Source organism: Acinetobacter sp. BIGb0196 (genome assembly GCF_011759595.1).
In the GTDB taxonomy this organism is placed as follows: Bacteria; Pseudomonadota; Gammaproteobacteria; order Pseudomonadales; family Moraxellaceae; genus Acinetobacter; species Acinetobacter guillouiae.
Genome location: NZ_JAAOZA010000001.1, coordinates 219,894 through 244,728, shown reverse-complemented (window position 1 = coordinate 244,728; position 24,835 = coordinate 219,894). Strand labels below are relative to the sequence as shown.

Below are 24,835 nucleotides of genomic sequence, written 5' to 3'. Positions count from 1 at the left end.
AGAACCAACATGTATGACTCAAGTTGATACAAAATCAGCTTAATTAATTGATATCAAATCGTCATCGAGAAAATTTGCGTTTCAGGCTTTCTACGCTTTAAATGCAAATCAAACGCCATACAAATATTACGGACAAAAGGCTTCCCTTGCTCCGTGATCACAATCCGATCCGCTTCAATGTTCAATAAACCATCATGCTGCATTTCAACAAGCTGTTGAATCACATCACCACGCTCAGCAAAATCCATCGTTTGATCTGACCAAGAGGTTTGAAAGGTACACATCAAATTCAAAATATGCTGACGAATCTTTAAATCTTCGACACTTAACACATGCCCTTTCACCACAGGAATTTCATCATTTTCAAGACAGCTGTAATAGGCTTCTAAATTTTTTTCATTCTGTGCAAAGCTATACCAACTATCACTGATTGAAGATAGGCCCAATCCGATCATGACTTGTGTTTTTGATGAGGTATAGCCCATAAAATTACGATGCAAAGTACCTGCATGAAATGCTTGATACATCTCATCTCGATCTAAAGCAAAATGATCCATCCCAATCTCATGATAACCATGGGCTAAAAGTTGCTTTTTCCCTTCTTCATACAGGGTTCGCTTCATTCCATCTTTGGGCACATCATGATCTTTAAACCCACGCTGTCCATTGCCCTTAATCCAAGGCACATGCGCATAACTATAAAAAGCCAAGCGATCTGGCATTAACGTATTAGTCAAATCAATGGTATGCAACACATCTGCTAAATTTTGAAATGGCAAACCAAAAACCAGATCATGGGAAATCGATGTATAGCCAATGTCACGTGCCCATTGCGTCACTCTTTCTACATTTTCAAAGGGCTGGACACGATGAATGGCCTTCTGAACAGTCTCATTATAGTCTTGTACCCCATAGCTGACACGGCGAAAACCGAGCTCATACAAGGCTTGTAAGTGTTCTCGCGTGGTATTATTAGGATGCCCTTCAAAACTAAATTCATAACCATCCGCAATATTGGCTTTGGCTAAAATACCCTGAATTAATTGTTGTAAATGCTTAACTGAAAAAAATGTTGGTGTTCCACCACCCAAATGAATTTCTTTAATGATGGGTCTGTCTGCTAACAACTGACAATATAAGTCCCATTCTTTTAAAACTGCTTGAATATAAGGTAATTCAACATCATGCCGTTTCGTGACTTTTTTATGGCATCCGCAAAAAGTACATAGACTTTCACAGAACGGTAAATGAATATAAAGACTGATGCCTTCAACGTGATTAGACTCATCAAAAGAGCGCTTTAAGGTCTGTTTCCATTGTTGCAGCGAAAATGATGCCTCATCCCAATATGGAACCGTTGGATAACTGGTATAACGGGGTCCAGCAACATTGTATTTTTGAATCAAAGAACAACTCATATTCACTGCTCGATACGCAATTAACATTCAAAAGAAATAAACCCAAAAATTGAATTTACCTTCAATACATTGTGCTGAGCTTAAGGATAGATTTCAACCTAGCGAATTGCTCGGGATTGCCTAGCGTGTATCCGCGATACCCAAAGATTTTTTAGTCTCATTCGATTCATTCACGTCACGTTCAAAACATGCCTTTATGATGACTTGGTTTTGTTTTTTTAGCGTTTTATGTTTTGATGTAGAAAATTTTTCAATTCTCCTTTGAGGATGATCATGCAAAACCCGACTTCTGCAGATATTCAACGTGTTCGTGATTTCCTAACAGATTTACAAGCTCGAATCTGCTCTGCCCTAGAGCAACAAGAAAAATTAGGCCACGGCACTGCAACATTTGAAATTGATGACTGGCAACGCCCTGAAGGCGGTGGTGGTCGTTCACGTGTTCTACAGAATGGAACTGTGATCGAAAAAGGCGGGGTGATGTTTTCTCACATCAGCATTTCCAAACTGCCAGCTTCAGCAACAGAACGCCATCCAGCAATTGCTGGAGCCAAAGCACAAGCCTTGGGTGTTTCTTTGGTCATTCATCCAACAAATCCCAATGTTCCAACATCTCACGCCAATGTACGGCTATTTGTTGCAGAGCCTGAAGGACAAGCACCAATTTGGTGGTTTGGTGGTGGTTTTGACCTCACGCCTTTTTACCCAAATGATGAAGACGTTTTATCTTGGCACCAAACAGCATTTGATCTGTGCGCACCGTTTGGTGAAGAAATTTATGCGGAACATAAACAATGGTGTGATGATTATTTCTATTTAAAACATCGTGATGAACAACGTGGTATTGGGGGTTTGTTTTTTGATGATTTAAATCAATGGGATTTTGAAAAATGCTTTGAATATATCCAAGCGGTCGCTAATGGTTATTTAAATGCTATTTTGCCTATTTTCCAAAGAAATCAGGATAAATCCTTTACACAAGCCCAACGAGACTTCCAACTGTATCGTCGTGGTCGCTATGTTGAATATAATTTGGTTTATGATCGCGGGACTTTATTTGGCTTACAAACTGGTGGTCGAATTGAATCTATTCTGGTCAGCATGCCACCGCTTGCAGCTTGGTCTTATCGCCCAGAATGGGATGAAAATAGCCCAGAAAAATGCCTCACTGATCATTATTTAAAGCCTAAAGACTGGTTGTCGATATTAAAATAATCTCCCGCCATTTATGCTTCATCGTTTAAAAAGCTATCTTTCATTCAAGATAGCTTTTTCACTTAAACCGCTGAATACTTCTGAGAAAATAACGCTTGAAAGATTTACTCACAATTAAAATGAGAATAATTCACGATAAGAATACTTTTTTAATTTAATATATGCTCAAACTTGAGCTAAGATACCAACCTTAAAATTTCCTTAATTTTTTTGAAAAAAGTCTTAGCGTTTAAAGAATATTATAGCAGTAGAAACCAGAGGTAGGTATGAGGAATTTATTAGAAAATCACAAGGTTAGTCTTTCATTCAGTATTTTATTTTTATTAGCATGCTCCATTTCAACCACCATCATTTCCAAAGACCTTCTTTCTGACAGTATCTCAATTACTTCTAGTGTTGTTTTATCTGCTGGTTTTCTCGTTGTTTTTGCTATGATTTTTCTTGATTTCTTAGAGTCAGTTTGCAATCCATAAAACATCATTTTGAAGCACAACATTTCCCTCAAAACCTTCCTCTTAAAAACAAGCTTTAGCGCGATTAAAAAACGTTCTAAATCATCAATTTATTCAAATTTTAGCATAAGCTAAACCGCATATAATTTGGTTGTCTCACCCATTTTCACGTATATTGTTGCCATTCTCTAAAAATCAACACAATCAATACTTGGACATTTGGCATGAGTAAACTTTTCGCAGTCATTGGAAATCCGATTGAACACTCTCGTTCACCTGAACTACACCATGCCTTTGCAGAAAAGACTGGTATTGATCTCAACTATGTAAAACGTCTTGCTCCACTCGATGGCTTTACCGCAAGTGTAACTGAATTCTTTGCTCACAATGGTGTAGGTATGAATGTTACTGTGCCATTTAAAGAACAAGCTTTTGCCTTATGCCAACAACTGACAGAACGTGCAAAAATCGCCAAGGCGGTCAATACGCTTTGGATGGAAAACGGGGTATTGCATGGTGACAATACAGATGGGCAAGGTTTAGTCGATGCGATTAAAGCGCTAGACTGGACTTTAGACAACGCAGATATTTTGATTATTGGTGCAGGCGGTGCAACTCGCGGTGTGGTTTACCCTCTGGTAAAAGCGGGAGCTAAAAAGATTGTGATTGCCAACCGTACCCGTTCACGTGCGGAACAATTGGTGGCAGATTTACAAAGCGCTGTTCCTGAAGCAGAACTTTCCGCTTGTAGCCTAGATGAATTAGATGGGCAATTTGATCTTGTTATCAATGCGACTTCGGCAAGCTTAACGGGTGATGCACTGATTCTTCCTGAAACTTTAACCTTTCACCATGCTTATGAAATGGCCTATGGCAAACCTTCAAGCTTTATCGATCAAGCCAAAGCGCGCCAGATTCCAAGCTCAGAAGGCTTCGGGATGTTGGTTGGGCAAGCCATAGAAGCATTTTATATTTGGAATGGGGTTCGCCCAAATTTAAAAGATTTTCTTTAATCATGGATGTATCTTTGTTTAAAAAATCCATAAAAAAGAACCTCAATTGAGGTTCTTTTTAACCAAACCAAGACCAATTACTTTAACTTGGCATCACTCAAGATCTGATAGGTTTGCTTAAATAAATCATAATCAATAAATTCAGTCGCGTCTTGATCTAAGCCAGCAACAACTTGATCGTTAAATTTATTGCGTTTAAACGCAGTATAAGACTTGGCTAAAATCTTCGCTGTTTTGATAAAGTCAGCACGTTGCCCTTTTTCAATCTCATTTTCCGCTTCAAACTTCTGCATATAATATTGCGCAAAAACGGCTTCAGTGGTTTTGTATTTTTTGACTAAATTCTGAATTTCTAAAACACTTTGTTTATCTTTCCAGACTTTAGCCACGATCTCATCAACAGCATTTCCAAGTCCATCATCATATTGGTGGTCGTCTTCCAAATGATGCTTTTTCTGTAAAGCTTGGATCTGTTTTAAAGCCTGACCTTTCGGATTGTAAATCTCTTCATCAGAATAAGAATAAGCGTAGACCGTCGCAATTTCTTGTAAATCTTGAGCAGAATATTGTTTGATTAGCTCAGGTTTTTCTGCAGTCAGTTTGGCAATAAATACGGCTTTATAGGTTTTTTCATACGAACCCGTTTGTGCAAATACTTGTTCAGCCAACTGCGCCAAACGCTCATCTAAAGTTAAATATTTTTGCTCTGAATGACTACCTGTATCACCTGAAACACCCGCAATACCGCCTACAGCTTGCTCCATAATGCTGCCTTTAAAGATATCTTTAAATGGTTTGGCTTGCTGTAAAACACTCTGATCGATCTTGCTGGCATTTCCATAATTAAGGAATTGCATATCCATCTTAACATTCAGTTTACGATTTAATTTATCAAAATCCACACCCAAATCATAATCTGCTTTTACCGCCCGACCTTTGTTATCTAAAGACAGATCGACGATTAAAGGATTACGTTTGTTTTTAGGCGGCAAACTGGCTTCAACTTCAATATGATGTTGATTCCACAATTGTTTAAATTGTTGAGCATCAACCAACTGGTCTTTGACATAGCCTGTAAAGGTTTTGACAAGCGCTGCATTACTTTGCTGCTGTAAAGCTTTACTGGCTGAAGATGCATCATCCTTTGGTTCAGTACTTAAAACATCAATTTCATAATGATACTGACAATATTCCACATCACCAAAACGTGGATGAGCTTTTGCTTTTGTTAAGTCTTCACATTGTTGTTCAGTTAAAATTTTCTGACGCTCTGCTGATGCGTCTTCAGACTCAGCTTCAACGTTATCATCTTCCTGATCGGCAACATCAGAAGCTTGGCTAGTGGCATAGTCTTCATCATCTTCAACTGCTTTTTTAGCCGCGTCTTGTGCATCTGCATAAACAGCGTCCACCCCTTCTTCAGACGCTTCATGAGATTGACGATTGACGGCACTATAAAGTTGATACATGGCACTAGCGGCATCAGCCACACCCGCATCATCAGTACTGATCCCCGCTGAAGCTTCTTCTACTGCTTTCATTGCAGCTTCTGCCGCCTCGTTAGCAGCATCGCTTGATTGGCTTTCTCCAGCAGTATCTAAGAGTTTTGCAATATTTGTAGGGCTCAATCCAAGCACTGAATTCATGAAATATTGACGATTCACTGTAGAATACAATTGCCCTTGCAAAAACATTTCTTCAATGCTGGTAGTTAAGCGGATTTTTTCGACGATACCTGCTTGCTTCTCAGCTGAACTCACCGCGAGATTTTCAATTTGATTCGGGGAAGCAATCAAATAAGAAGTTGCGCCTGATTGTTTAAGGAACTCAACCAAGGCTTTTCCATTCACCTTGGCAATATCATCTTTGTATTTAGAAAAATCATAATAGGCATATTTATTCTGATCTTGTGAATTGGCCAAATAAGGCATTAAAGAAAAAATATGGGTATAGAATTTATAATTATTGAGATCCAATACTGTAGGAACACGCATTTCCACAGAAAGGTTGGGTTTTTTATACTGCGTTTCTAAGTTAAACGATGCCATTTTCTGACGATAATTCACAGTTCCATCATAACGAATCTGTAAATCATTCACGATATTTTGTACAACATCTGCCCCAATACCAACAAAGCGATTTGAATACTTAGAATCTTGCTTAGCAATTGCTTGATAAAGTTCTTTTTTCTGTGCATCGGTTAATTTGATTTTTTGCTCTCTTAGATACTGATTGACCTTTTTTTCAATTGTAGGATCTAATTGCTTTGTATCAGCTGCGTTGGCTTTCTGAGCACTATCAAGTCGAACCTTGACTTGTCCACGATAATCAAAATTCGGATATTCATACAAGGCATTCAAACCTTGAATTGCGCGTTGCGGAGCATCTTGATCTGCATTTAAAGCATTGCTTTTAATCACATGTGTAGAACATGCTGATAAACTCAAACCCAATAAACACAATGTTAATTTTTTTAAATGCATGATAGATCTACCCACTTGAATATTATAATGACAATAAAAATAACAATGAAACAATAAAAAACAAAGTGTACAAGACTATCAAAAAATCAACAAATTCACATGTGCTTTTTCTACCAAATTCGCATTTCTGACAATTTTTTTAGAGAGTCTTATCAATGTAATTCCCATATGATTATGAATAATGAAGCTATAGATTGAAAATCCAAAACTATTTTTAAATTAGGATTAAACACATGCCAGCATATAAAGCGCCGCTCCGTGACATACGTTTTTTAATGAATGAAGTTTTTGACTATTCTGCACATTATAAAACACTATCAATTGGCGAAAATGCCGATGCTGATACTGTCGATATGATTTTAGAAGGTGCTGCAGATTTTTGTGAAAATGTACTTTCTCCACTGAATCAATCTGGTGACGAAGAAGGTTGTCATTTTAAAGATGGTGAAGTCACGACACCAAAAGGTTTTAAAGAAGCTTATAACCAATTTATTCAAGGTGGCTGGCAAGGTCTGTCTTATCCTGAAGAGTTTGGTGGTCAAGGTTTGCCGATGTCATTAAACCTGATCAAATCTGAAATGATGGGGACTGCAAACTGGTCATTCACCATGTACCCAGGTTTGAGCATGGGATGTATGAATACCATCCTGCAATTTGGTACAGACGAACAAAAAAATACCTATATGCCACACCTGACTGCAGGTACATGGTCTGGAACAATGTGTCTGACTGAACCACAATGTGGTACAGACTTAGGTCAAGTAAAAACTAAAGCTGAACCTAATGCTGATGGTACTTATGCAATTACTGGGACAAAAATCTTCATCTCTGCCGGTGAACATGATTTAACTGAAAACATTATCCATATCGTTCTTGCGCGTCTTCCAGATGCACCCGCAGGTACTAAAGGTATTTCATTATTTATTGTGCCTAAATTCATCCCTACAGCTGAAGGTACAGTGGGTGAACGTAATCCTGTGACTTGTGGTTCTATTGAACACAAAATGGGAATTCGTGCATCTGCAACTGCAGTATTGAACTTTGATGGCGCAACAGGTTATTTGATTGGTGAAGTGAATAAAGGCTTACATGCAATGTTCACCTTCATGAACACAGCGCGTATTGGTACTGCTGTACAAGGCCTTGCTCACGCGGAATTATCATTCCAAGGTGCGTTACCATACGCCAAAGACCGTATGTCTATGCGTGCTCTATCTGGTAAAAAAGATCCAGATAAAGTGGCTGATGCAATCATTCACCATGCCGATGTACGTCGTATGCTTTTGACTCAAAAAGCATTTGCAGAAGGCGGTCGTGCCATGATTTATCACGCAGCTCAGCTTGCAGATAAAATGACCGATGCAATGTTACAAGGTGATCAAGCAAAATTTGAAGAATATGATGATAAGCTTGGTTTCTATACCCCGATTCTCAAAGGTTTCTTAACAGAAATGGGGCTTGAATCTGCGAATTTGGGTATGCAAGTGTTTGGCGGTCATGGCTATATCAAAGAGCATGGCATGGAACAAATTGCACGTGATGCGCGTATCGCGACTTTGTACGAAGGTACAACAGGTATTCAAGCACTGGATTTAATTGGCCGTAAAGTGCTGCTTTCATCTAAAGGCAAAGTGGTTCGTGAATATACCGCTGAAATCTTGAAATTCTGTGGTCAACATGCACGTAACAAATATATGCGTCGTTTTGCCTGGGATTTAACCAAGATCTGTGCGCAATGGAATGCTTTGACTGTTCGTATCATGCTTGCAGCACGTAAAGACCGTGAAATCGTATCGTCTGCTTCTGTCGATTTCTTGATGTTCTCTGGTTATGCAATGATGGCTTACTACTGGGCACAACAAGCAGCAGTCGCTTCTGAAAAATTAGCGTCTGGTAACGGTGCTGAAGTTCCTGAGTTCTATAAAGCAAAAATCAAACTTGCAGATTTCTACTTTGAACAATTATTACCACGTTCACAAGGTCATGCTGAGTCTATGGTGAATCCATCTCGTACCATGATGGCACTTGATGCAGAACACTTTAGTTTTGATTACTAAAATTTAAAATTTCTGAAAAAACAAAAGAGCGCTACGGCGCTCTTTTGTTTTTAAGATATAACAGTGCAAGCTGCACTATAGTGATATTCATTCACTTTTATCGAAATCACAGTCTTAAAAACCCGTAACTTAAAGATGCCCTTAAGCAATCGCTTTAATGCTTTTAAAAATTGATCTGTTTAAAAGCCAACAGAAAATTCTGTCATCCCCTACTATTGAGTTTTAGAAGCGGGTTGAGTAATGGTTTTAATCAACTTAAATCGATTTTTTTCAAGCACATAAAAACGTGTAGTCACTTGATCCACTGCATAGTTTTGATCCATATGCTCTTCTTGTGTGACTAAGAGACGGCTGTTTGAACGTGTTGCAATCACATCTTCAGTCCGTTCCTCACCACCAAAGCCATCCGCTAAAAGCTGACCCGTACGTTTATTGACAAAAGAATAGACTCTACATCCCCCACCACAGCCCCACATGGTGGTGACATATTCACCGGCAAAATCTGGTTTTTGTGTTAATGCATCTCTCAGTCGAGTGCGAAACATATTGGCACTTGGATCTGCAAGATCAAGTTTCGCGGTCTTGCCTGTATACACAGCTTTAACAGGATAGTCGCTAAATTGAGGGACAACGTTTTTTGCATATGCCAGCGATAGGCTTGCCACAGCAAATAACATACTGATTAGAAACTTATTCATTGTGATGACCTTAACTTTTAATAGATTATTGTTTTAAGTTAGATCATAACAAAAGCTAAATTGTTGTGCTGTAGATTTATAGAAACTCTTCCAGCACAGAATTTAAAAATACATGACCTTGCGCTGTACATGCCAACTGTGTGTCATCATTCAACATCAATTTACGCTGTTTTAATGAACCAATCACCTGATCTAAATCAGACAAATTCAATCCTGTACGTTCAAGATATATTTGGGCATGAACACCCTCATTTAAACGTAAAGCATTCATCATAAATTCAAAAGGCATGTCTTGTTTTTCAATACGTTTAAATTGCAAATGTTCAGCAGGCACTTTGGCTAAGTAGTCTTTAGGCAAACGGGTTTTTTGAAAACGGTATACGCCATCAGCTTGGGTAATTTTGCCATGTGCTCCTGCCCCAATCGCTAAATAATCGCCAAATTGCCAATAATTTAAATTATGTGATGACGGTTTTTCTTTACGCCATGCAGACACTTCATAATTGATAAAGCCATTGGCCTTTAAATATTGTTCACCCTGTTCTTGAATGGTTTCCAGAACATCATCTACAGGCAAAATAGGCTGAGTGCGGAAAAAAACCGTGTTCGGTTCAATGGTCAATTGATACCATGAAATATGGGTTGCCCCATTTTCAACGGCAAGTCTTAAGTCATACAAGGCTTGTTCTAAAGTCTGTTCTGGCAAACCATGCATCAAATCTACGTTGACCCGTTGAAAACCCGCTTGTTTGGCATGTTGAATGGCGGAAACAGCATCATCATTGGAATGGATACGCCCCAGCTTTGTTAAATGATCAGGATTAAAACTTTGTACCCCAAGCGATAAACGATTAATTCCAACATCTAAATAATCTGCAAAAGGATCATGTTCAACCGTCCCAGGATTGGCTTCCAAAGTAATTTCACAATCCGGCTCAAACGGGACTAAAGCTTTTAACTGGGTAAAAAGCCACTGATAACCTTGTGCGGAAATCAATGACGGTGTTCCACCACCAATAAACACACTATGAATTTTACGTCCCTGAGCAAAATCTACTTGGGTTTTAAAATCTTCAACCAGTGCCAATAAATATTCTTGCTCTAAATCTAAAGACAGCTTTCCATCGGGTACAGCATGTGAGTTAAAGTCACAATACGGACACTTACGGACACACCACGGCATATGGATATAAAGCGACAAAGGTATATTTTGAGGTGTTAAATCAGTCAAAGAAAGCTCAGAACAAGTTTAGAGAGTGATTATTTTAACATGACTTCTACCATCCGATTAGAACAAGTCATCAATTTGCTTTAGACTAAGCATTAACAATAAAAGTAGATGAAGAAGAATGCTGAAATTATCGAGTCAATTATTGTTCCTTTTACCACTCACCATGGGTATTGGCATTGCCATGACCTTTCAAACCGCTATCAACACTCAACTGCGCGAATATCTGCATTCTCCATTACAAGCTGCCCTTTTATCCTTTTTAGTTGGTACACTATTGCTCGCTATTTTGGTGATTGTGCAAGCTGAACAGAGACCAACCCTTTCAAGTTTAGCGGTGATACCTTGGTATCTTTGGCTAGGTGGCTGCTTAGGTGTTTATGCAATCAGTATGAGCATTTATACTGCACCAAAACTGGGTTTTTTAACCCTGTCAGGCTTAATCATTTTTGGACAAATTGCAATGTCGATGATCGTTGACCAATTTGGACTACTGGGTACAGATAAAACGCCAGTAAACTGGCAACGTCTTTTAGGTGGCGTGGTGATTTTTATAGGTGTGCTTCTCACTCTACAACGCTAACCAATCTATTTTCTAAGCACATTTAAAACGAGTATTTACTGTGTCTGCATCGATAAAAGCCACAACTACCCGCTTTGAATTAAAGCAACTTTTTAACTTAATGCTCCCAATTTTAATCACTCAGTTTGCTGCAGCAGGCTTTGGATTGATTGATACCATTATGGCTGGGCATATGTCTCCCGAAGATCTTGCCGCAATTGCTGTTGGTGTAGGTTTATGGATTCCAGTCATGCTGCTGTTTAGTGGCATCATGATCGCAACCACACCTTTAGTGGCAGAAGCCAACGGCGCACGCACCCCAGAAAACATCCCTTCGATTGTTCGCCAGTCTTTATGGGTTGCCTTATTGCTGGGTATTATTGGCATGCTGGTTTTACAGATCATTCCTTTATTGTTGCCGTTGGTCGGTGTACCTGAATCTTTATTACCTAAAGCCAGCTTGTTCTTACATGCGATTGCTTTTGGAATGCCTGCTTTTACCATGTATTCAACATTGCGGGGCTATTCAGAAGCTTTAGGCTACCCTCGTCCCGTCACAGTGATTAGCCTTGTTGCGCTTGTGGTACAAATTCCGCTGAACTTTATTTTTATGTATGGAATTGGGCCTATTCCACACTTGGGAAGTGCTGGCTGTGGTTTTGCAACAGCCTTGTTGCAGTGGATCATGTTCATCACGATTAGCATCTATATTTTAAAAGCCAAACGCTACCAAGCCACACAACCCTTAAATATGTTTGAGAAAATAGACCGCGTACTGATTAAACGTATCCTCAAACTGGGATTACCAATTGGTTTGGCGATTTTCTTTGAGGTCAGTATTTTCAGTACAGGTGCAATTGTACTCAGTCCGCTTGGTGAAGTTACCGTTGCAGCACATCAAATTGCCTTATCCATAACATCACAATTGTTTATGATTCCGATGTCATTGGCTTTAGCGCTGACCATTCGTACAGGGACTTATTTTGGCGAAAAGAATTGGTATGCGATGCGTAAAGTCCAGAAAGTTGGATTAATGACCAGTACCTTATTTGCCTTTATCACCATGTTACTCCTGTTAATTCTACGCCCTCAAATTGTGTCCGTTTATACCAGTGACTATGATGTTTCACAAGCAGCAATATATTTAATTTTATTTGCGATTGGCTACCAACTTATGGATGCATGGCAAGTCAGTGCTGCGGGTTGTTTACGTGGAATGCAAGATACCAAAGGCCCAATGTGGATCACCATGCTGGCCTACTGGATCATCGCTTTCCCTGTTGGGATTTATTTAGCACGCTATACCGATATGGGCGCCGCTGGGGTATGGACAGGACTGATTATCGGACTGACCATTGCCTGTGTTTTATTATTGACGCGTCTGTATATGAACAATAAAAGGTTGAGTCAGGCTTAAATTAGAAACGTTTATATTTAAAGCGTTTACCTAAAAATAATGCTGTTTAAATACAGCATTTTTTTTATAAGTGTACTTTATTTTACTCAGATTGAAGCTGATAGGCTTGCTGAAACTTTTCAGACATCTCAGATTCATTACCAACCTCTTTTACAATGGCTTGCCCGACAATGACATCAGTCCCATTAAATGTCATCGTCGGAGAACCATATAACTCATAGCCATCATTTAAAGCTTTACTGACCCGTGCACAGAAATTCACATCATCCTTACCAGTTAAATAACGATAAACTTTCATGATCCAACAACGATTAAAATATTGAAGAATATTTTAATCCAAAACTACTGAGAAGAAACCGATAGCGTGCTGGGTATTTTAAGATTAAAAATAGCCAAGTAGAAACAAACGCTTAACAAATTAGAGTAGGCAGTTTAACAATAGTCGCCTATGATCAAAATGAATTAAACGTCTAATCCCAATTAAAGGATGGTTACGAATGTCGAAAAGTACCAGTACCCCAGGTCGCCGCTTTATGAAACTTGCGAGTATGACTGCAAGTATCGCGACGAAAACGGTATCAAATTCAATTCGTAACTTTAATGCGGATGAAGAACAAAAAAATGAAGCGCGTAGTAAGCTGTTCCAAGATATTGGTGTTCAAATTGCAGATACCTTAGGAGAAATGAAAGGTGCTGTGATGAAAGTTGGTCAAATCGCCTCGCAATATAAAGATATCTTTCCACCTGAAGTCGCACGGGCAATTGCTAAATTGCAACGTCAAGCGCCTGCAATGCCATTTGCTGAAATTAAACAACAAGTAGAACGCGAGCTAGGCAAACCGATTGATCAAACCTTTCTGCATTTTGATGAACAACCCTTCGCAGCAGCATCTATTGGTCAAGTCCACAAAGCCATGTTAAAAAATGGCACTGAAGTTGTGGTCAAAGTACAATATCCTGGGGTAGATGAAGCTTGTGAAAGTGACTTAAAACAGGTTCGTTTGGCATTACGCTTAATGGGTGTTTTAAAAGTAGATAAAAAATTACAAGATCGCTTATTTAAAGAGATTCAAGACAGCTTACATGAAGAACTCAATTACGAAATTGAGGCACAAAACTTGCAAGTTTTTAGAACATTCCATCAAGCTTTGGACACAAAAATCATTATTCCCAAAGTGTTTACAGACTATTCTAGTCGTCGCATCTTAACCCTAAGCCTTGAAAAAGGTGAAAGTATTGAAACTGCAAGTACTTGGGATTTATCTGTGCGCAATGAAATTGGTCGCCGCTTAATCTTGGCATTGGGTCAACAAATTTTCTTCTTAAAACGTTTCCATTGCGACCCTCATCCTGGCAACTTTGCTTTCCGTGAAGATGGCAGTGTGATCATTTACGACTTTGGCGGTGTAAAAACCTTATCCAATGAAATCATTACTCATTTCAAAGCCTTGGTCAGAGCTGCACGAAAACAAGATATTGTGACAATTGAAGAGCATTTAACGGTTTTAGATGCGTTAGCTGAAAAAGGTAAGTTTCCCGTAGAATTGTATGAGGCATGGCTTGAAATTTTATTACGACCGCTGACTACACATTATGATTTTGCTGAAAATTCAGCACATCATGATGGCATCAAACTGGTGAAAAAATCATTGAAGTATTGGGATGTATTCAAACCATCGCCAGATACTTTAATGGTAAATCGTACGATTTCAGGACAATACTGGAATCTGATTCAACTTAAAGTCAATGATAATTTAAAAGATCTCTTTGAAGAGCTGGTGCCTTTACAAGACTAAGTTGTATTGATGTTTTTTATTGAAGTCGATTGCATCCAATTCATTTAAAAGTGACATGATCAACGCATTCATTTTAAAAAGTTTCGTTATGCACTTCATCTAATTTTAAGGATAAAACTTTACATTAAACTTATATTTGAAGTCTAAGCCAGATCCTCCGGCTTAGGCTTCTTTTTTATCTCACTTTTTTCCAAGTTCGATATACAACATGAATACGTATCAAATGAAGTACTTTACAAGTTAAATGTAATATTATAACATTACACCGTATTTAAATAATTAGAGGTTAAAACCATGCGCCAAGGTATCCACCCAGAATATCGTCAAGTGTTATTTCATGACACCAATGCCAATGCATACTTTGTTATTGGTAGCACCATCAAGACAACAAACACCAAAGAATATGAAGGCACACAATATCCTTATGTCACACTCGATATATCCAGTGCTTCACATCCTTTCTATACAGGTGAAATTCGTCAGGCAAGCAATGAAGGTCGTATTGCCAACTTCAATAAGCGCTTTGCCCGTTTTAAACGTTAATTTAACTGTATGTTGTGTCTAAGCCTAAGCTTCCCTCAGCTTAGGCTTTTTCATTTTGAATATTGCACATTATTTTGTGGATAAAAGCATTTGAAAAATATAAAAGCCAATCGCTAAACAGATCACACCAACGATCACACTAGAAACAGTATAAGCCAAAGCGATTGGAAACTGTCCCTGCCGAATCAGCTGGAATGTTTCCAGACCAAAACTGGAAAAAGTTGTAAAACCGCCGAGGATTCCAACCATTAAAAATAATCGAGTTTCATTCTGTAAAATAGGATAGCGCTGGGTAAAAGCAAAAAAAATCCCAGCCAAGAAACAGCCCAAGATATTGATCGACCATGTTGTCCAAGGGAATAGGCTATGTGGTTTAGAAATAATAAACCCTGCACCATAACGTAAACTTGCACCAATTGCCCCACCGCATGCGACCAATAGCCAATTCATGTTTAGATATCCTTAAAACTTTTTAAAAAACGCATTTACCCACCATCCGATTTTTTACAGCTCAGCTTGTTTATAAGCAGCTTGTGTATAAGCGGATAGTTATCCACAGATTAACATGGAGAAGCTTAACGATCTAATTTAAGTGGCAACTCATTTCTGACATAAAAGTCCAAAGTTGGCACAACAAAGGCAAATACATCTTGTTCACGAACACCCCATTGTTGTAGCAAGGGGCAAGCAATATTAAGCACTTGCGCAGGCAGAACCTGACTAAAATCAAAAGGCATTTCAATATCCCCTTGTGATAGTTTTTCAGGTTGATCGACCCATTCGACCCATGCATGGCCTTGTTCAGCCAGATATTGAATGGCCTCATCCCATGAAGAGAATAAATTTTGCCACGCCTCAGGCAAGCGCGGATCTGTATTGATTTGAACTGTGCTGGATAATTGATAAACTGGATCAAGTTCGAGTTCTGTTTGAATCAGCTGTTCAGCGACTTGATGAACAAATTTCTTTGCATATTGTGCTGGCATCGCATCACTTGCCAAACGCCCACTCAAAACATAAAGCTGCTGGTCAATCACAACTTGCTCGAAAATCACCGTTTTATCCTGTTGTGTAGGGGCAATATAAAAGCGCCAATTGCTTTGTTTCGGTGATGGCATCAATTTGCGTAATGGACCTAAAAAAGAAAAACCAAAATGTTCATGCTGATATGTCAGTATGGTAAAAATCGTTTTCCCTTGCTTTTCCCATAACTGAATAGGCTGTGGATAGCGTGAACGAACTTGATCTATATCCACCAACCACGACAAATACACAATATTCTTGACCTGACTTTGTAACTGTAGGAAAGGAATAAAACCCATCAAGATACGGCGTAGTTTTAATAATAATGGGCGTTCAGCAAAAAGACCGATCAGGCTCAAAATAAAGTTTGAATCTTGATTTTTAATATTATGACGATTCATACCGACCTATTTTTATGGATTTCGATGCTGTTATTTTAGCAAATATGGTTAAAGAATGGCCCATCTCAAAATATTAAATAGCATTACTGAATTATTTAACCATAGGCTATGATATTGGCACGATTTAACACGGAATTTTCACATCATGGCTCAAGAATTATTGAAACAACTTCAAGCAGGCGATGCAAAATTTGCAGATGTCATCAATCATATTGAAGCTCGTTATACCCACACCCCGACTGCATTCCAAAATGGTCAACAGCATAATGCTGCCACAGAGAACCAAGGCAGTGCCAAAGTTTTTTCTTTTGCACAATTAAATGATTTAGATCAACAACAAACACTGAATCTATTTGCAGAGCATTATGCTTCTGTTTTGGCAACGCCTGATGCAACAGACCATCAAAACATTCGCCAATTTATGCAAAATGGTTGGAATGGCATCAAATTTGAAGGCAATGCTTTAACTGCAAAATAACAACAACACAATCAAGTCAGGGATCTATTCGATCCCTTTCTACACAGTTATGGGCGCTCATCATATTGAGGTAAACCGTCACAAATCGTATCCCACTCTGCTTTATAAGCAGTAAAAATATGCATTGTTGGCTTCTGTTCTAAAGCTGTATCTAAAGTTCCAATTCTTAAACGATAGGTATCTGGTGTCTCTGCTTTAATACTGATGATCGGTGAGCCACATTCTTGGCAGAAACAACGTGTTGTTGTTGCTGTCGATGCAAATTTTTTCAGTAATTCCTCACCTTTGGTAATTTTAAAATCTGCTTTTTGAATTGGCGCATTGGTCGCAAATGCTGTGCCATTTGCTTTACGACAACGTTGGCAATGACACTCGATCACCGCTCCAATTTCACCATGAATCTCATAGTGAATACCGTCACACAAACAACTTCCTGTATATATTTTTTCAGCAGACATTGAGAAAATCTCCCTATTTCAAAGGCTATTGGCAATAGCATCAAACTAGCATAAAAGTCGCGTTTTTAATCAAAACACCATCATTTTTTTTGCCTAATCTCATCTATTGAGATATTGATGTACACCCTCACCCGCAGCACGCCCTGTCGCAAAGCACGCAGTCAATAAATATCCTCCTGTCGGGGCATCCCAGTCCAGCATTTCACCACAGCAAAATACATGGGGATTGGATTTTAGTTGTAAATGCTGTGTTAATACGGCTTGCTTTACACCACCGGCACAACTGATCGCTTCTTCAATCGGACGAAATCCCTCAAGCTCAATTTTTAAATGCTTAATCTGTTGTGCGAGTTTTTCAGGAGTGTTCCACACTGATTTATCTACCAATTCACGAATCAGATTGGCCTTGGCTGCATCTAAACCTGCTTTGCGCCAGATGTTGGTACTGGATTGCTTTTTGGACGGCTGTAATTTCTGTGTAAGCTGTTGAACAGTTTGATCAGGTAACAAGTCTAAATAAATCGACATCGGTTGATTGTGCTGTACCAACTGACGTAATAATCGCCCCTGCTTATAGATGAGACCACTTTCTAGCCCATAATGGGTAATCACAATATCACCTTGTGTCTTTGCAGAACTCCCCACCCAAGCGTCTACACGTTTAAGAGGCTGACCAAAGACAGGTTGCATATAATTCGACCATGTCCGAACCACACCGGCATTACTCGCTTGAAATGTCTCAATTTCAGAAGCAGGCAACCACTTTTGCCATGCACCATCACTGCCTAAACGTGACCATGACACAGCACCACAAGCCAGAATAATCGCATCAAAATTCAAAAGCTGTGCTTGATTGTTCCTGAGATCAAGAATTTCGAGTTGTTGCTGCTTTAAATCTATTATTTGATGACGATAATGAAATTGAACGTGCTGTGCTGCCAACTGCTTTAACCAAGCACGTAACAAAGGCGCAGCCTTCATTTCTACAGGGAAAATTCGTCCTGAACTGCCCACATAGGATTCAATCCCTAAACCATGCATCCAATTTTGAATCCAAGTCGCATCCCACTTTTCAACCCAAGGTCTTAACCATTCCGCATGATCATAACGTTGAATAAATTGTTCAAATGCTTCTGCATGGGAAATATTCAGCCCTGTCTTTCCAGCCATCAAAAATTTACGTGCAGCAGAAGGTTTCTGTTCAAAAACATGAACCTCATAATCAGCTGTAGATTGGCTTAAAACATCTGCAGCCATTAAACCTGCTGGTCCTGCCCCAATAATGGCAATTTTCTTAATTGGCATCAGACGACTCTGATAAGTTTTCAACACTTTTACCCTGACGTGGTCCGACCTCATCAAAACGGGTTTGATAATGCTCAGGTTTAGTAATAATCAATTGCTGACACAATTCACCACGTTCTAAATATTTAATTTCAAAATGGGTACGTGCTGAATCTGATGCAATCGTTTGTTTTTCATAAGGCAGCTTCCAAACATCTTTTAGTTGCTGTTCTGCTTCAGCAATATATTCAGGAATATTACTGGCTAAAGTGATGCTGCCTTTTGGAGATAATCTAGAAATCAGAAATTCAAAAAAAGGCATATTTAACCAGCGTTGCGCAGGATTATGCGGTTCTGGATTTGGATAGAGAATAAAAAACTGTTGTACCTGATTGGGATAAAGTGCATGCACCACCCACGGTAATGCATCAGCATGAATAGGGGTTAAATTTGTTTGACCTTCCAACTGATGCTGTTTTTGCATGGCAATATATTTTTCACGGGTTCTTTCTATCGCAATCAATTTCAGTTCAGGGTGCTGTTCAGAAAAGAGCAAGGCATGTTTGCCCTTTCCTGCCCCAATTTCTACACAAATTGGGTTATTTTCAATACATTGAAAATCACGAGGAGCATGCATACGCTGTGCTTGAAATTGACGAATCGACATAATCAGATCAAACTAACAAGAAATCGTTCACAAGTTTAACAACTCTTTACGGTTTTTGCTTTTTTAAATGAGGATTTCCATATGTCTAAAACTTTTCCTTGCCCCCGCTGTGGTGAGCCTTCTACATGGGAAGGTAATGAATCCCGTCCATTTTGCTCTGAGCGTTGCAAACTGATTGATTTAGGTGCATGGGCCAATGATGAATATACCCTACCTACAGAAGACGCACCGCAAGCAGAGGATTCTTAAGCTGTGTGACAAATTTATGTAATCATCACTGACTTAACATACTTAAACGCACCCTTTTCATTAGAAACAATTAAATAAAATTATACTTAAACTTTACAATAACTATTTATTTTTGGATCTGTATAGCGATATGATACTGCATGTTTCATTTCACACTTTATATATAAAAATTTGATTAGTTTCAATTTATAATGAAACTTGGAGTATTAAGGTGCCTATAGGCTTAAAATTTTTTGTCGCCATCCTTGCAATTTTATGTGCATTTTTTACTTTTATTGGAGTATATGCTCTCGATTTTTCTCTTATCGTAGTTGGAATTCTATTTGCAATAGTCATCTTATTAATCAAATTAGAAATGGTAAAGGAGCGGTGATTTAAATCAATTTAACAATATTATTAAACTATTTAATAGATCTCTTTCATAAATCAAAAAACGATCATGTTGAGCGAATCATATGGATATTGAAAGTCCCTTCTCCCTTTGCAAGAAGTCTAGGATGAGGGGGATTTTATATTGATTTATAGTTTAAAAAAGGACTTATGAAAGAAGCCTAATTTTAATTTTCTCATTCTCCACGAGTATTATTTCAATGATGGAATGAATAACTTTTTCATGAATTATTTAAAAATGAGCATAAACAGCATCGTTCTATGAACTGTTTTCACTCAGATCATTCACGTTACTATTACAGATTCTTACTAAATGTTGAATCATTAATAAAATATACATTTAAAACAAAAATGGTGAGTAAGACATTGATTACTTCACCATTTTTCATTTCTTATTTTTACTATAAAGCCAGACAGCGAATACTTAACCCGCTTTACTTGCTACAAAAGGATTGTGTTGCTTTTCAAAACCAATGGTACTCATTGGACCATGCCCTGAAATAAATTGAGTTTCATCAGGCAGGGTAAAACATTCACGCTGAATTGAATCTAAGAGCTGTTGATGGTTGCCTTTTGGAAAGTCAGTACGGCCAATTGAACCTTTAAACAGTACATCTCCTGTCCAAAGCACGCCATATTTGGCATTGTAAAAAATGACGTGGCCTGGTGTATGTCCTGGTGCAAAACGCACTTCAAACTCTTCATCCCCTAAGCTTAGCTTTTCGCCACCCTCTAACCATTGATTGACATGAACAGGCTCAGGAATTGGAAAACCATAACGGGCAGATACGTCTTGAATCATTTCCAACCAAAACAGGTCTTCTTTATGCGGACCAATCACAGGCACATTCCATTCTTTGACTAATGCACCTACCGCACCTGCATGGTCCAAATGACCATGTGTTAACCACAATGCTTTGACTGTCAGTCCTAATGCTTCAACTTCTTGTTTTAATTTCTCAGGCTCACCACCAGCATCAATCAATACCGCTTCTTTGGTTTCCGAATCCCAAACAATAGAACAATTTTGGGCGAATGCAGTAACGGGTACAATCTTGACTTGTAACATGATAATTTTCCTAAAAAACCCTATACCTGTAAATGAAACTTGAGTGTATTCAATTGAGTCTGTAAAAGTTGCTCAAATAAGTCAATATGATCCGCACGGCTATTTAATGCCGGAATGTAAGCATAGTGTTGACCACCTGCCTTTAAAAACAATTCAGCATTTTGAATCGCCAGCTCTTCCAAGGTTTCTAAACAATCTGCCGAAAATGCAGGACTCAGCACTTGAACAGATTCGACGCCTTGCGCTGCCCACTCTTGCAATAGCTGGTCGGTATACGGTTTTACCCATTCTTGTTTGCCAAAACGAGATTGGAAACTGATCGCCCATTGGTCGTCTTTTAAATTCAACGCCTGAGCTACCTTAAGTGCAGTGATCCGACAACGCTCTGCATAAGGATCACCTTTATCTGCATAAGGCTGTGGGATCCCGTGAAAAGACATCAACAGTTTAGCTGCTGGTCCATATTGCTGCTGATAATCACGCACACTGTTGGCTAGCGCCTGAATATAAAGTGGGTGTTGATAATAATCTCGAATAAAACTTAAACCCGGAATATTGCGTTGCTTTAACAACCATTGTGCAACGGCATCATATAAAGGGGCTGTTGATGTTGCCGAGTACTGAGGAAAAAGCGGGAAAAGAATAATATGGTCATAATGCTTGGTTTTCGCATCATTCAAAACAGCATCGATACCCGGTCGCCCATAGGTCATTGCTGGCACAATATCTAAATCTAAATCAGCATTCGTACTTATTAATTTTTTTTGTAATGATCCAACTTGTTCAAATAGAATTTCACGCATCGGTGAATCATTTGACCAGACTTGTGCATAAGCTTCGGCAACACGCTTTGGTCGAAAAGGCAGAACAAATGCATTTAAAATAATTGCCCATAAAATTTTGGGAATTTCGATGACGCGCTGATCTGATAAAAACTGCTTTAAAAAAGCCCGAACAGCTGGAGCTGTAGGCGCATCTGGTGTCCCTAAATTAGCAATAACAATCAGGACTTTAGGTTTAGATAAAGACATTTTCACCCGATTTACAGAATAGTTTATCTCGAATGATCAGCTTAACAGAGTCTTTATCTAAACAAAATTTTTTATCTTAACTCACTCAATTTATTTGATTTAAAAAATTGACGAACGACTGCTAATACGTTGTGAACTTTCAAGCAGTTTCACGCATTTATCCGTCATCTGCCATAGCATACGCTGACGATCATCACGCCCCACAGGGATGATCCATTCATTTTGACGGACTTGCTGCTTAATCGTATGCAAGGAACGCACATTAATCTGCGCTCTAGACACAGCATGGGCACGTGGCATCACCACTTGTGCGTCGGTTAAACCCGTATTATTCAAATATTCGTTTAAGACTTTAGAGAAAAAATCCTCAGACGTCGGTTGTCTAAATTCAACCGATAAAATTTTTAACAGCTCTGCCCAAGTCATCTCACGCACTGGCGATAACTCTTTAAAATTACCATCTTGATAGGCATGCATTCGATAATCAAAATTAAACACTTCATGCAATGAAACTTTGGGTAAAGTTAAAAATGGATCTGCTTCTTTTTTCCCTTGCTCTACGGAAACATGCGCCAACTTTGCTTTTAAACGATCAATCTCATCTTGTAAGACTTGAATATTCTGAGGTCTTACCCATCCTACAACAGGATAGCGCTCTAGCATTTGTGGCATATATGAACGTACCGCAAGTTCTAAATCTCGTAAAGTTCGATAAGTAACGACTTGCTCAACTTCTTTTTGTAGTTGATGTCTAAATTCATTAAACTTTTCTTTTAGCAGCGTACTTTCTTCTTTTAAATGCGGTTCGCGAAATTCAGGACTCTCATGCATAAATACAATAATTGGTTTCTGTTTGGTCACCGCATAAATATATTCAAGATGTAGATAACTCACCCCTGAAACAGATTGCTCACCATATTGACTCCCCAACAACAATAAAACGTAATCACAGTCATCTATCTGACGACGTGCAAATGCGGTACTTAATGGTGTCCGTTGTTCTAATCCCCAAGAAAAAAACCCCATCCCTATAAGGGTTTGTGACACGACCATCCGTTCTGGCTGCATTTCTTTGCCAGATGTTGTAATAAAAACTTGATACCGTTTATCGAGCATAGGTTAACCCATTCTTGTCACACCCTACTTAAATCCATCCATGAGCTTTAAGTTTGATATGCCCTACACTTATGAAAATATATTAAATCTGTTCAATATTGAAAGAATTAGCCGAGTTTTTCAACAATATTTTCTACAGACCATGTAATTTTTGGTTGTATTAGATGTTTGATGACATTTTCTAATTGTTTTGCATTTCCCCCACTCACAAAACATTGTAAACGCACCCCTTTTTCTTGCAAGCTGCTTGATATTAACTCATTTTTTAACAATATACGCGCCGTTTGTCGTGCAACGGCCAATCCAGAATCAATTAAGTTAAGCTGAGGACCGTATAATTCTTGAATACTCTGTTTTAAATAAGGGTAATGAGTGCAACCCAACACCAAATAATCTGAACCTTTTGCAATAACTGGATCTAAAACCTTTTGCAGGCTGTGTTTACATTCCAAACTGTTATAACGTCCAGATTCAATCAAGGGAACCAGTTCAAGATTGGTAATCGTCAGTACTTCAACATTGGCAGGTTCTGCAAAACGCTGCATCACATCTTTGATCAATTTTCCACGAAAAGTGGCAGGTGTAGCCAAAACTGAAACTACTTTAGACTGGGTTTGTAGCACTGCTGGTTTTAAAGCAGGCACCAGTCCAACAATAGGAAAGTTTTCACCATAATGATCACGTAAATAATCCAGACTAAATGCTGAAGCGGTATTACATGCTACAACTGCGATTTTACAACCTTGACGATATAACCATTCAATTGCTTGTGCAGTTAATTCACGAATATTTTGATCCGTACGGGGGCCATAAGGGACATGTGCAGTATCGGCATAATAAACAATACGTTCATTTGGCAAATAATTGGCAATTTCCTGTGCAATAGAAAGCCCACCGATACCTGAATCAAAAATACCAATCGGGGCATCTACCAAGGCTTTTGGCATTGGATTTTCTAGAGGAGAGAGAGGAAGAATCGCGCTCATTTGATCCACTATTGGCATACGGTAAAAATAATTAATAAGATTAAACCTCAAGTCCCTAATTGCAAGTGAAAATCACCACTTTCTAAAGATAAAATGGTATCTCCTTGTTCATTTTCAAGCAATTTCCCATATTCAATCAGATGGAAAAAAGCAGAACGTTGAATCAAGGCATTTATCCCGAAACGAACATGTACATAAGGTCTTAACTCACCTTGATATTCACGCATAAAAATAGGGTGTTCTGGATCAATCAGTGTAATGTCTTGATTGGTGGTGGTAACTTGTAGATAGACCTGTCCATCGAGATTCACTTGATCAATTTGATTGACCAATAAAGGTTCATCCTCAACTTGAATTTCAATCTGTTCAACTGGGGTTTTTAAATAGAACTTTCCGTCTTCTTTCCAAAGTACTTTTGTAAACAGGTCTAAAAGCGCTTGGCGTTTGATCAATTGACCTTCGTGCCACCATTCTCCATTGGCTTTTACCGTCAAATCCATTTTGCCACAATGCTTTGGCTGCCACTGCTCTAAAGGGGGTATTGACCTTTTGTGACCCGCCTGTACATCTTTTAAGTATTGTGCAATGCTCATTAAGTTTTTATTATCAGAATCTGGCTGATTTTGAGCCGCTGATGTTGAATTATTTTGATTTACCATGGTTTATGCCTTGCTGACTTAAAAATAATACGACTCAGCCAATTGGCTAGATTAAGGTTTCTAACTATACTAGCGCAAAATATATTATTGGTACGAGCATTAATTCGTATCACGGAATTTTTAGAACACTCATGGCAGCACC

At 38.6% G+C, this 24,835-nt stretch carries 25 protein-coding genes; 9 read left to right on the top strand and 16 right to left on the bottom strand.

Annotated features, from left to right (window positions below; genetic code table 11):
- Window positions 1–53: 53 nt before the first annotated feature.
- Window positions 54–1,418 (bottom strand): oxygen-independent coproporphyrinogen III oxidase, encoded by a 1,365-nt coding sequence (gene hemN, locus FHR28_RS01060; protein WP_166781775.1) that lies wholly within the window; start codon window positions 1,416–1,418, stop codon window positions 54–56.
- 273 nt (window positions 1,419–1,691) lie between these two features.
- On the opposite strand from hemN, the gene hemF reads away from it, so the two are divergent.
- A complete protein-coding gene (gene hemF / locus FHR28_RS01055) occupies window positions 1,692–2,633 on the top strand; it encodes an oxygen-dependent coproporphyrinogen oxidase (protein WP_004725617.1) in 942 nt (313 codons plus the stop codon).
- A 286-nt stretch (window positions 2,634–2,919) separates the two neighbouring features.
- Here the strand turns inward: hemF and FHR28_RS21735 are convergent, their stop codons facing one another.
- Window positions 2,920–3,114 carry a hypothetical protein gene (locus tag FHR28_RS21735; protein WP_056512151.1) on the bottom strand — a complete coding sequence of 65 codons (195 nt, stop codon included), beginning with the start codon at window positions 3,112–3,114 and terminating at the stop codon, window positions 2,920–2,922.
- 195 nt (window positions 3,115–3,309) lie between these two features.
- On the opposite strand from FHR28_RS21735, the gene aroE reads away from it, so the two are divergent.
- Window positions 3,310–4,098, top strand: a complete 789-nt coding sequence (gene aroE / locus FHR28_RS01045; protein ID WP_151957342.1) for a shikimate dehydrogenase — start codon at window positions 3,310–3,312, stop codon at window positions 4,096–4,098.
- Between the two features lie 77 nt (window positions 4,099–4,175).
- On the opposite strand, the gene FHR28_RS01040 is transcribed toward aroE, so the two are convergent.
- On the bottom strand, window positions 4,176–6,581 hold the full coding sequence (locus tag FHR28_RS01040; protein WP_166781774.1) for a hypothetical protein: 2,406 nt from the start codon (window positions 6,579–6,581) through the stop codon (window positions 4,176–4,178).
- 233 nt (window positions 6,582–6,814) lie between these two features.
- On the opposite strand from FHR28_RS01040, the gene FHR28_RS01035 reads away from it, so the two are divergent.
- Window positions 6,815–8,638 (top strand): acyl-CoA dehydrogenase C-terminal domain-containing protein, encoded by a 1,824-nt coding sequence (locus FHR28_RS01035; protein WP_004725609.1) that lies wholly within the window; start codon window positions 6,815–6,817, stop codon window positions 8,636–8,638.
- Window positions 8,639–8,850: 212 nt separating this feature from the next.
- Here FHR28_RS01035 and FHR28_RS01030 read toward each other — a convergent pair whose 3' ends face one another.
- Window positions 8,851–9,336, bottom strand: a complete 486-nt coding sequence (locus FHR28_RS01030) for a hypothetical protein (RefSeq protein ID WP_166781773.1) — start codon at window positions 9,334–9,336, stop codon at window positions 8,851–8,853.
- A gap of 76 nt (window positions 9,337–9,412) precedes the next feature.
- Window positions 9,413–10,567 carry a radical SAM family heme chaperone HemW gene (gene hemW / locus FHR28_RS01025; RefSeq protein ID WP_166781772.1) on the bottom strand — a complete coding sequence of 385 codons (1,155 nt, stop codon included), beginning with the start codon at window positions 10,565–10,567 and terminating at the stop codon, window positions 9,413–9,415.
- A 118-nt stretch (window positions 10,568–10,685) separates the two neighbouring features.
- Between hemW and FHR28_RS01020 the strand changes: the two genes are divergently transcribed.
- Together FHR28_RS01020 and FHR28_RS01015 are read left to right on the top strand one after the other, a co-directional pair.
- Window positions 10,686–11,147: a DMT family transporter gene (locus FHR28_RS01020; protein WP_004725603.1), complete on the top strand. Its 462-nt coding sequence runs from the start codon at window positions 10,686–10,688 to the stop codon at window positions 11,145–11,147.
- Between the two features lie 40 nt (window positions 11,148–11,187).
- On the top strand, window positions 11,188–12,543 hold the full coding sequence (locus FHR28_RS01015; RefSeq protein ID WP_166781771.1) for an MATE family efflux transporter: 1,356 nt from the start codon (window positions 11,188–11,190) through the stop codon (window positions 12,541–12,543).
- 82 nt (window positions 12,544–12,625) lie between these two features.
- Here FHR28_RS01015 and FHR28_RS01010 read toward each other — a convergent pair whose 3' ends face one another.
- The gene (locus tag FHR28_RS01010; RefSeq protein WP_034616427.1) at window positions 12,626–12,841 is read right to left on the bottom strand and encodes a DUF1737 domain-containing protein; all 216 of its coding nucleotides are present in this window, start codon (window positions 12,839–12,841) and stop codon (window positions 12,626–12,628) included.
- A 199-nt stretch (window positions 12,842–13,040) separates the two neighbouring features.
- Between FHR28_RS01010 and FHR28_RS01005 the strand changes: the two genes are divergently transcribed.
- Window positions 13,041–14,339 carry an ABC1 kinase family protein gene (locus FHR28_RS01005; protein ID WP_004725597.1) on the top strand — a complete coding sequence of 433 codons (1,299 nt, stop codon included), beginning with the start codon at window positions 13,041–13,043 and terminating at the stop codon, window positions 14,337–14,339.
- A gap of 294 nt (window positions 14,340–14,633) precedes the next feature.
- A complete protein-coding gene (locus FHR28_RS01000) occupies window positions 14,634–14,882 on the top strand; it encodes a type B 50S ribosomal protein L31 (protein WP_004816804.1) in 249 nt (82 codons plus the stop codon).
- 69 nt (window positions 14,883–14,951) lie between these two features.
- Here FHR28_RS01000 and crcB read toward each other — a convergent pair whose 3' ends face one another.
- Both crcB and FHR28_RS00990 read right to left on the bottom strand, forming a co-directional pair.
- Entirely contained in the window at window positions 14,952–15,332 is a 381-nt protein-coding gene (crcB, locus tag FHR28_RS00995; protein ID WP_034616430.1) for a fluoride efflux transporter CrcB, read from the bottom strand.
- A 125-nt stretch (window positions 15,333–15,457) separates the two neighbouring features.
- Window positions 15,458–16,306 carry a DUF2071 domain-containing protein gene (locus FHR28_RS00990; protein WP_166781770.1) on the bottom strand — a complete coding sequence of 283 codons (849 nt, stop codon included), beginning with the start codon at window positions 16,304–16,306 and terminating at the stop codon, window positions 15,458–15,460.
- 145 nt (window positions 16,307–16,451) lie between these two features.
- On the opposite strand from FHR28_RS00990, the gene FHR28_RS00985 reads away from it, so the two are divergent.
- Window positions 16,452–16,784, top strand: coding sequence for a HopJ type III effector protein (locus FHR28_RS00985; protein WP_166781769.1), 333 nt, complete (start codon window positions 16,452–16,454; stop codon window positions 16,782–16,784).
- Between the two features lie 47 nt (window positions 16,785–16,831).
- On the opposite strand, the gene FHR28_RS00980 is transcribed toward FHR28_RS00985, so the two are convergent.
- The 3 genes from FHR28_RS00980 to FHR28_RS00970 all read right to left on the bottom strand — a co-directional run bounded on the left by FHR28_RS00980 (window position 16,832) and on the right by FHR28_RS00970 (window position 19,199).
- Window positions 16,832–17,242 (bottom strand): GFA family protein, encoded by a 411-nt coding sequence (locus FHR28_RS00980; RefSeq protein ID WP_004816796.1) that lies wholly within the window; start codon window positions 17,240–17,242, stop codon window positions 16,832–16,834.
- A 99-nt stretch (window positions 17,243–17,341) separates the two neighbouring features.
- The gene (locus FHR28_RS00975) at window positions 17,342–18,547 is read right to left on the bottom strand and encodes a TIGR03862 family flavoprotein (protein WP_166782747.1); all 1,206 of its coding nucleotides are present in this window, start codon (window positions 18,545–18,547) and stop codon (window positions 17,342–17,344) included.
- The gene (locus FHR28_RS00970; protein ID WP_171527322.1) at window positions 18,537–19,199 is read right to left on the bottom strand and encodes an SAM-dependent methyltransferase; all 663 of its coding nucleotides are present in this window, start codon (window positions 19,197–19,199) and stop codon (window positions 18,537–18,539) included. Before FHR28_RS00970 ends, FHR28_RS00975 begins: the two co-directional genes overlap by 11 nt.
- Before the next feature lie 75 nt (window positions 19,200–19,274).
- Between FHR28_RS00970 and FHR28_RS00965 the strand changes: the two genes are divergently transcribed.
- A complete protein-coding gene (locus FHR28_RS00965; RefSeq protein WP_105714601.1) occupies window positions 19,275–19,442 on the top strand; it encodes a DNA gyrase inhibitor YacG in 168 nt (55 codons plus the stop codon).
- Window positions 19,443–20,256: 814 nt separating this feature from the next.
- On the opposite strand, the gene FHR28_RS00960 is transcribed toward FHR28_RS00965, so the two are convergent.
- The 5 genes from FHR28_RS00960 to FHR28_RS00940 all read right to left on the bottom strand — a co-directional run bounded on the left by FHR28_RS00960 (window position 20,257) and on the right by FHR28_RS00940 (window position 24,693).
- Window positions 20,257–20,901, bottom strand: a complete 645-nt coding sequence (locus FHR28_RS00960) for an MBL fold metallo-hydrolase (protein WP_004816786.1) — start codon at window positions 20,899–20,901, stop codon at window positions 20,257–20,259.
- Between the two features lie 20 nt (window positions 20,902–20,921).
- A complete protein-coding gene (gene hemH, locus FHR28_RS00955; protein ID WP_166781767.1) occupies window positions 20,922–21,932 on the bottom strand; it encodes a ferrochelatase in 1,011 nt (336 codons plus the stop codon).
- Between the two features lie 99 nt (window positions 21,933–22,031).
- Window positions 22,032–23,048, bottom strand: coding sequence for a DUF4062 domain-containing protein (locus FHR28_RS00950; RefSeq protein ID WP_004725578.1), 1,017 nt, complete (start codon window positions 23,046–23,048; stop codon window positions 22,032–22,034).
- 107 nt (window positions 23,049–23,155) lie between these two features.
- The gene (gene murI, locus FHR28_RS00945) at window positions 23,156–24,034 is read right to left on the bottom strand and encodes a glutamate racemase (protein ID WP_166781766.1); all 879 of its coding nucleotides are present in this window, start codon (window positions 24,032–24,034) and stop codon (window positions 23,156–23,158) included.
- A gap of 47 nt (window positions 24,035–24,081) precedes the next feature.
- The gene (locus FHR28_RS00940) at window positions 24,082–24,693 is read right to left on the bottom strand and encodes a DUF1285 domain-containing protein (protein ID WP_151957333.1); all 612 of its coding nucleotides are present in this window, start codon (window positions 24,691–24,693) and stop codon (window positions 24,082–24,084) included.
- Window positions 24,694–24,835: the final 142 nt, after the last annotated feature.

Coding starts and splice junctions, on each gene's coding strand:
- hemN (WP_166781775.1), bottom strand. CDS start 1,418: ATGAGTTGTTCTTTGATTCAAAAATACAATGTTGCTGGACCCCGTTAT.
- hemF (WP_004725617.1), top strand. CDS start 1,692: ATGCAAAACCCGACTTCTGCAGATATTCAACGTGTTCGTGATTTCCTA.
- FHR28_RS21735 (WP_056512151.1), bottom strand. CDS start 3,114: ATGATGTTTTATGGATTGCAAACTGACTCTAAGAAATCAAGAAAAATC.
- aroE (WP_151957342.1), top strand. CDS start 3,310: ATGAGTAAACTTTTCGCAGTCATTGGAAATCCGATTGAACACTCTCGT.
- FHR28_RS01040 (WP_166781774.1), bottom strand. CDS start 6,581: ATGCATTTAAAAAAATTAACATTGTGTTTATTGGGTTTGAGTTTATCA.
- FHR28_RS01035 (WP_004725609.1), top strand. CDS start 6,815: ATGCCAGCATATAAAGCGCCGCTCCGTGACATACGTTTTTTAATGAAT.
- FHR28_RS01030 (WP_166781773.1), bottom strand. CDS start 9,336: ATGAATAAGTTTCTAATCAGTATGTTATTTGCTGTGGCAAGCCTATCG.
- FHR28_RS01020 (WP_004725603.1), top strand. CDS start 10,686: ATGCTGAAATTATCGAGTCAATTATTGTTCCTTTTACCACTCACCATG.
- FHR28_RS01010 (WP_034616427.1), bottom strand. CDS start 12,841: ATGAAAGTTTATCGTTATTTAACTGGTAAGGATGATGTGAATTTCTGT.
- FHR28_RS01005 (WP_004725597.1), top strand. CDS start 13,041: ATGTCGAAAAGTACCAGTACCCCAGGTCGCCGCTTTATGAAACTTGCG.
- FHR28_RS01000 (WP_004816804.1), top strand. CDS start 14,634: ATGCGCCAAGGTATCCACCCAGAATATCGTCAAGTGTTATTTCATGAC.
- crcB (WP_034616430.1), bottom strand. CDS start 15,332: ATGAATTGGCTATTGGTCGCATGCGGTGGGGCAATTGGTGCAAGTTTA.
- FHR28_RS00990 (WP_166781770.1), bottom strand. CDS start 16,306: ATGAATCGTCATAATATTAAAAATCAAGATTCAAACTTTATTTTGAGC.
- FHR28_RS00985 (WP_166781769.1), top strand. CDS start 16,452: ATGGCTCAAGAATTATTGAAACAACTTCAAGCAGGCGATGCAAAATTT.
- FHR28_RS00980 (WP_004816796.1), bottom strand. CDS start 17,242: ATGTCTGCTGAAAAAATATATACAGGAAGTTGTTTGTGTGACGGTATT.
- FHR28_RS00975 (WP_166782747.1), bottom strand. CDS start 18,547: ATGCCAATTAAGAAAATTGCCATTATTGGGGCAGGACCAGCAGGTTTA.
- FHR28_RS00965 (WP_105714601.1), top strand. CDS start 19,275: ATGTCTAAAACTTTTCCTTGCCCCCGCTGTGGTGAGCCTTCTACATGG.
- FHR28_RS00960 (WP_004816786.1), bottom strand. CDS start 20,901: ATGTTACAAGTCAAGATTGTACCCGTTACTGCATTCGCCCAAAATTGT.
- hemH (WP_166781767.1), bottom strand. CDS start 21,932: ATGTCTTTATCTAAACCTAAAGTCCTGATTGTTATTGCTAATTTAGGG.
- FHR28_RS00950 (WP_004725578.1), bottom strand. CDS start 23,048: ATGCTCGATAAACGGTATCAAGTTTTTATTACAACATCTGGCAAAGAA.
- murI (WP_166781766.1), bottom strand. CDS start 24,034: ATGAGCGCGATTCTTCCTCTCTCTCCTCTAGAAAATCCAATGCCAAAA.
- FHR28_RS00940 (WP_151957333.1), bottom strand. CDS start 24,693: ATGGTAAATCAAAATAATTCAACATCAGCGGCTCAAAATCAGCCAGAT.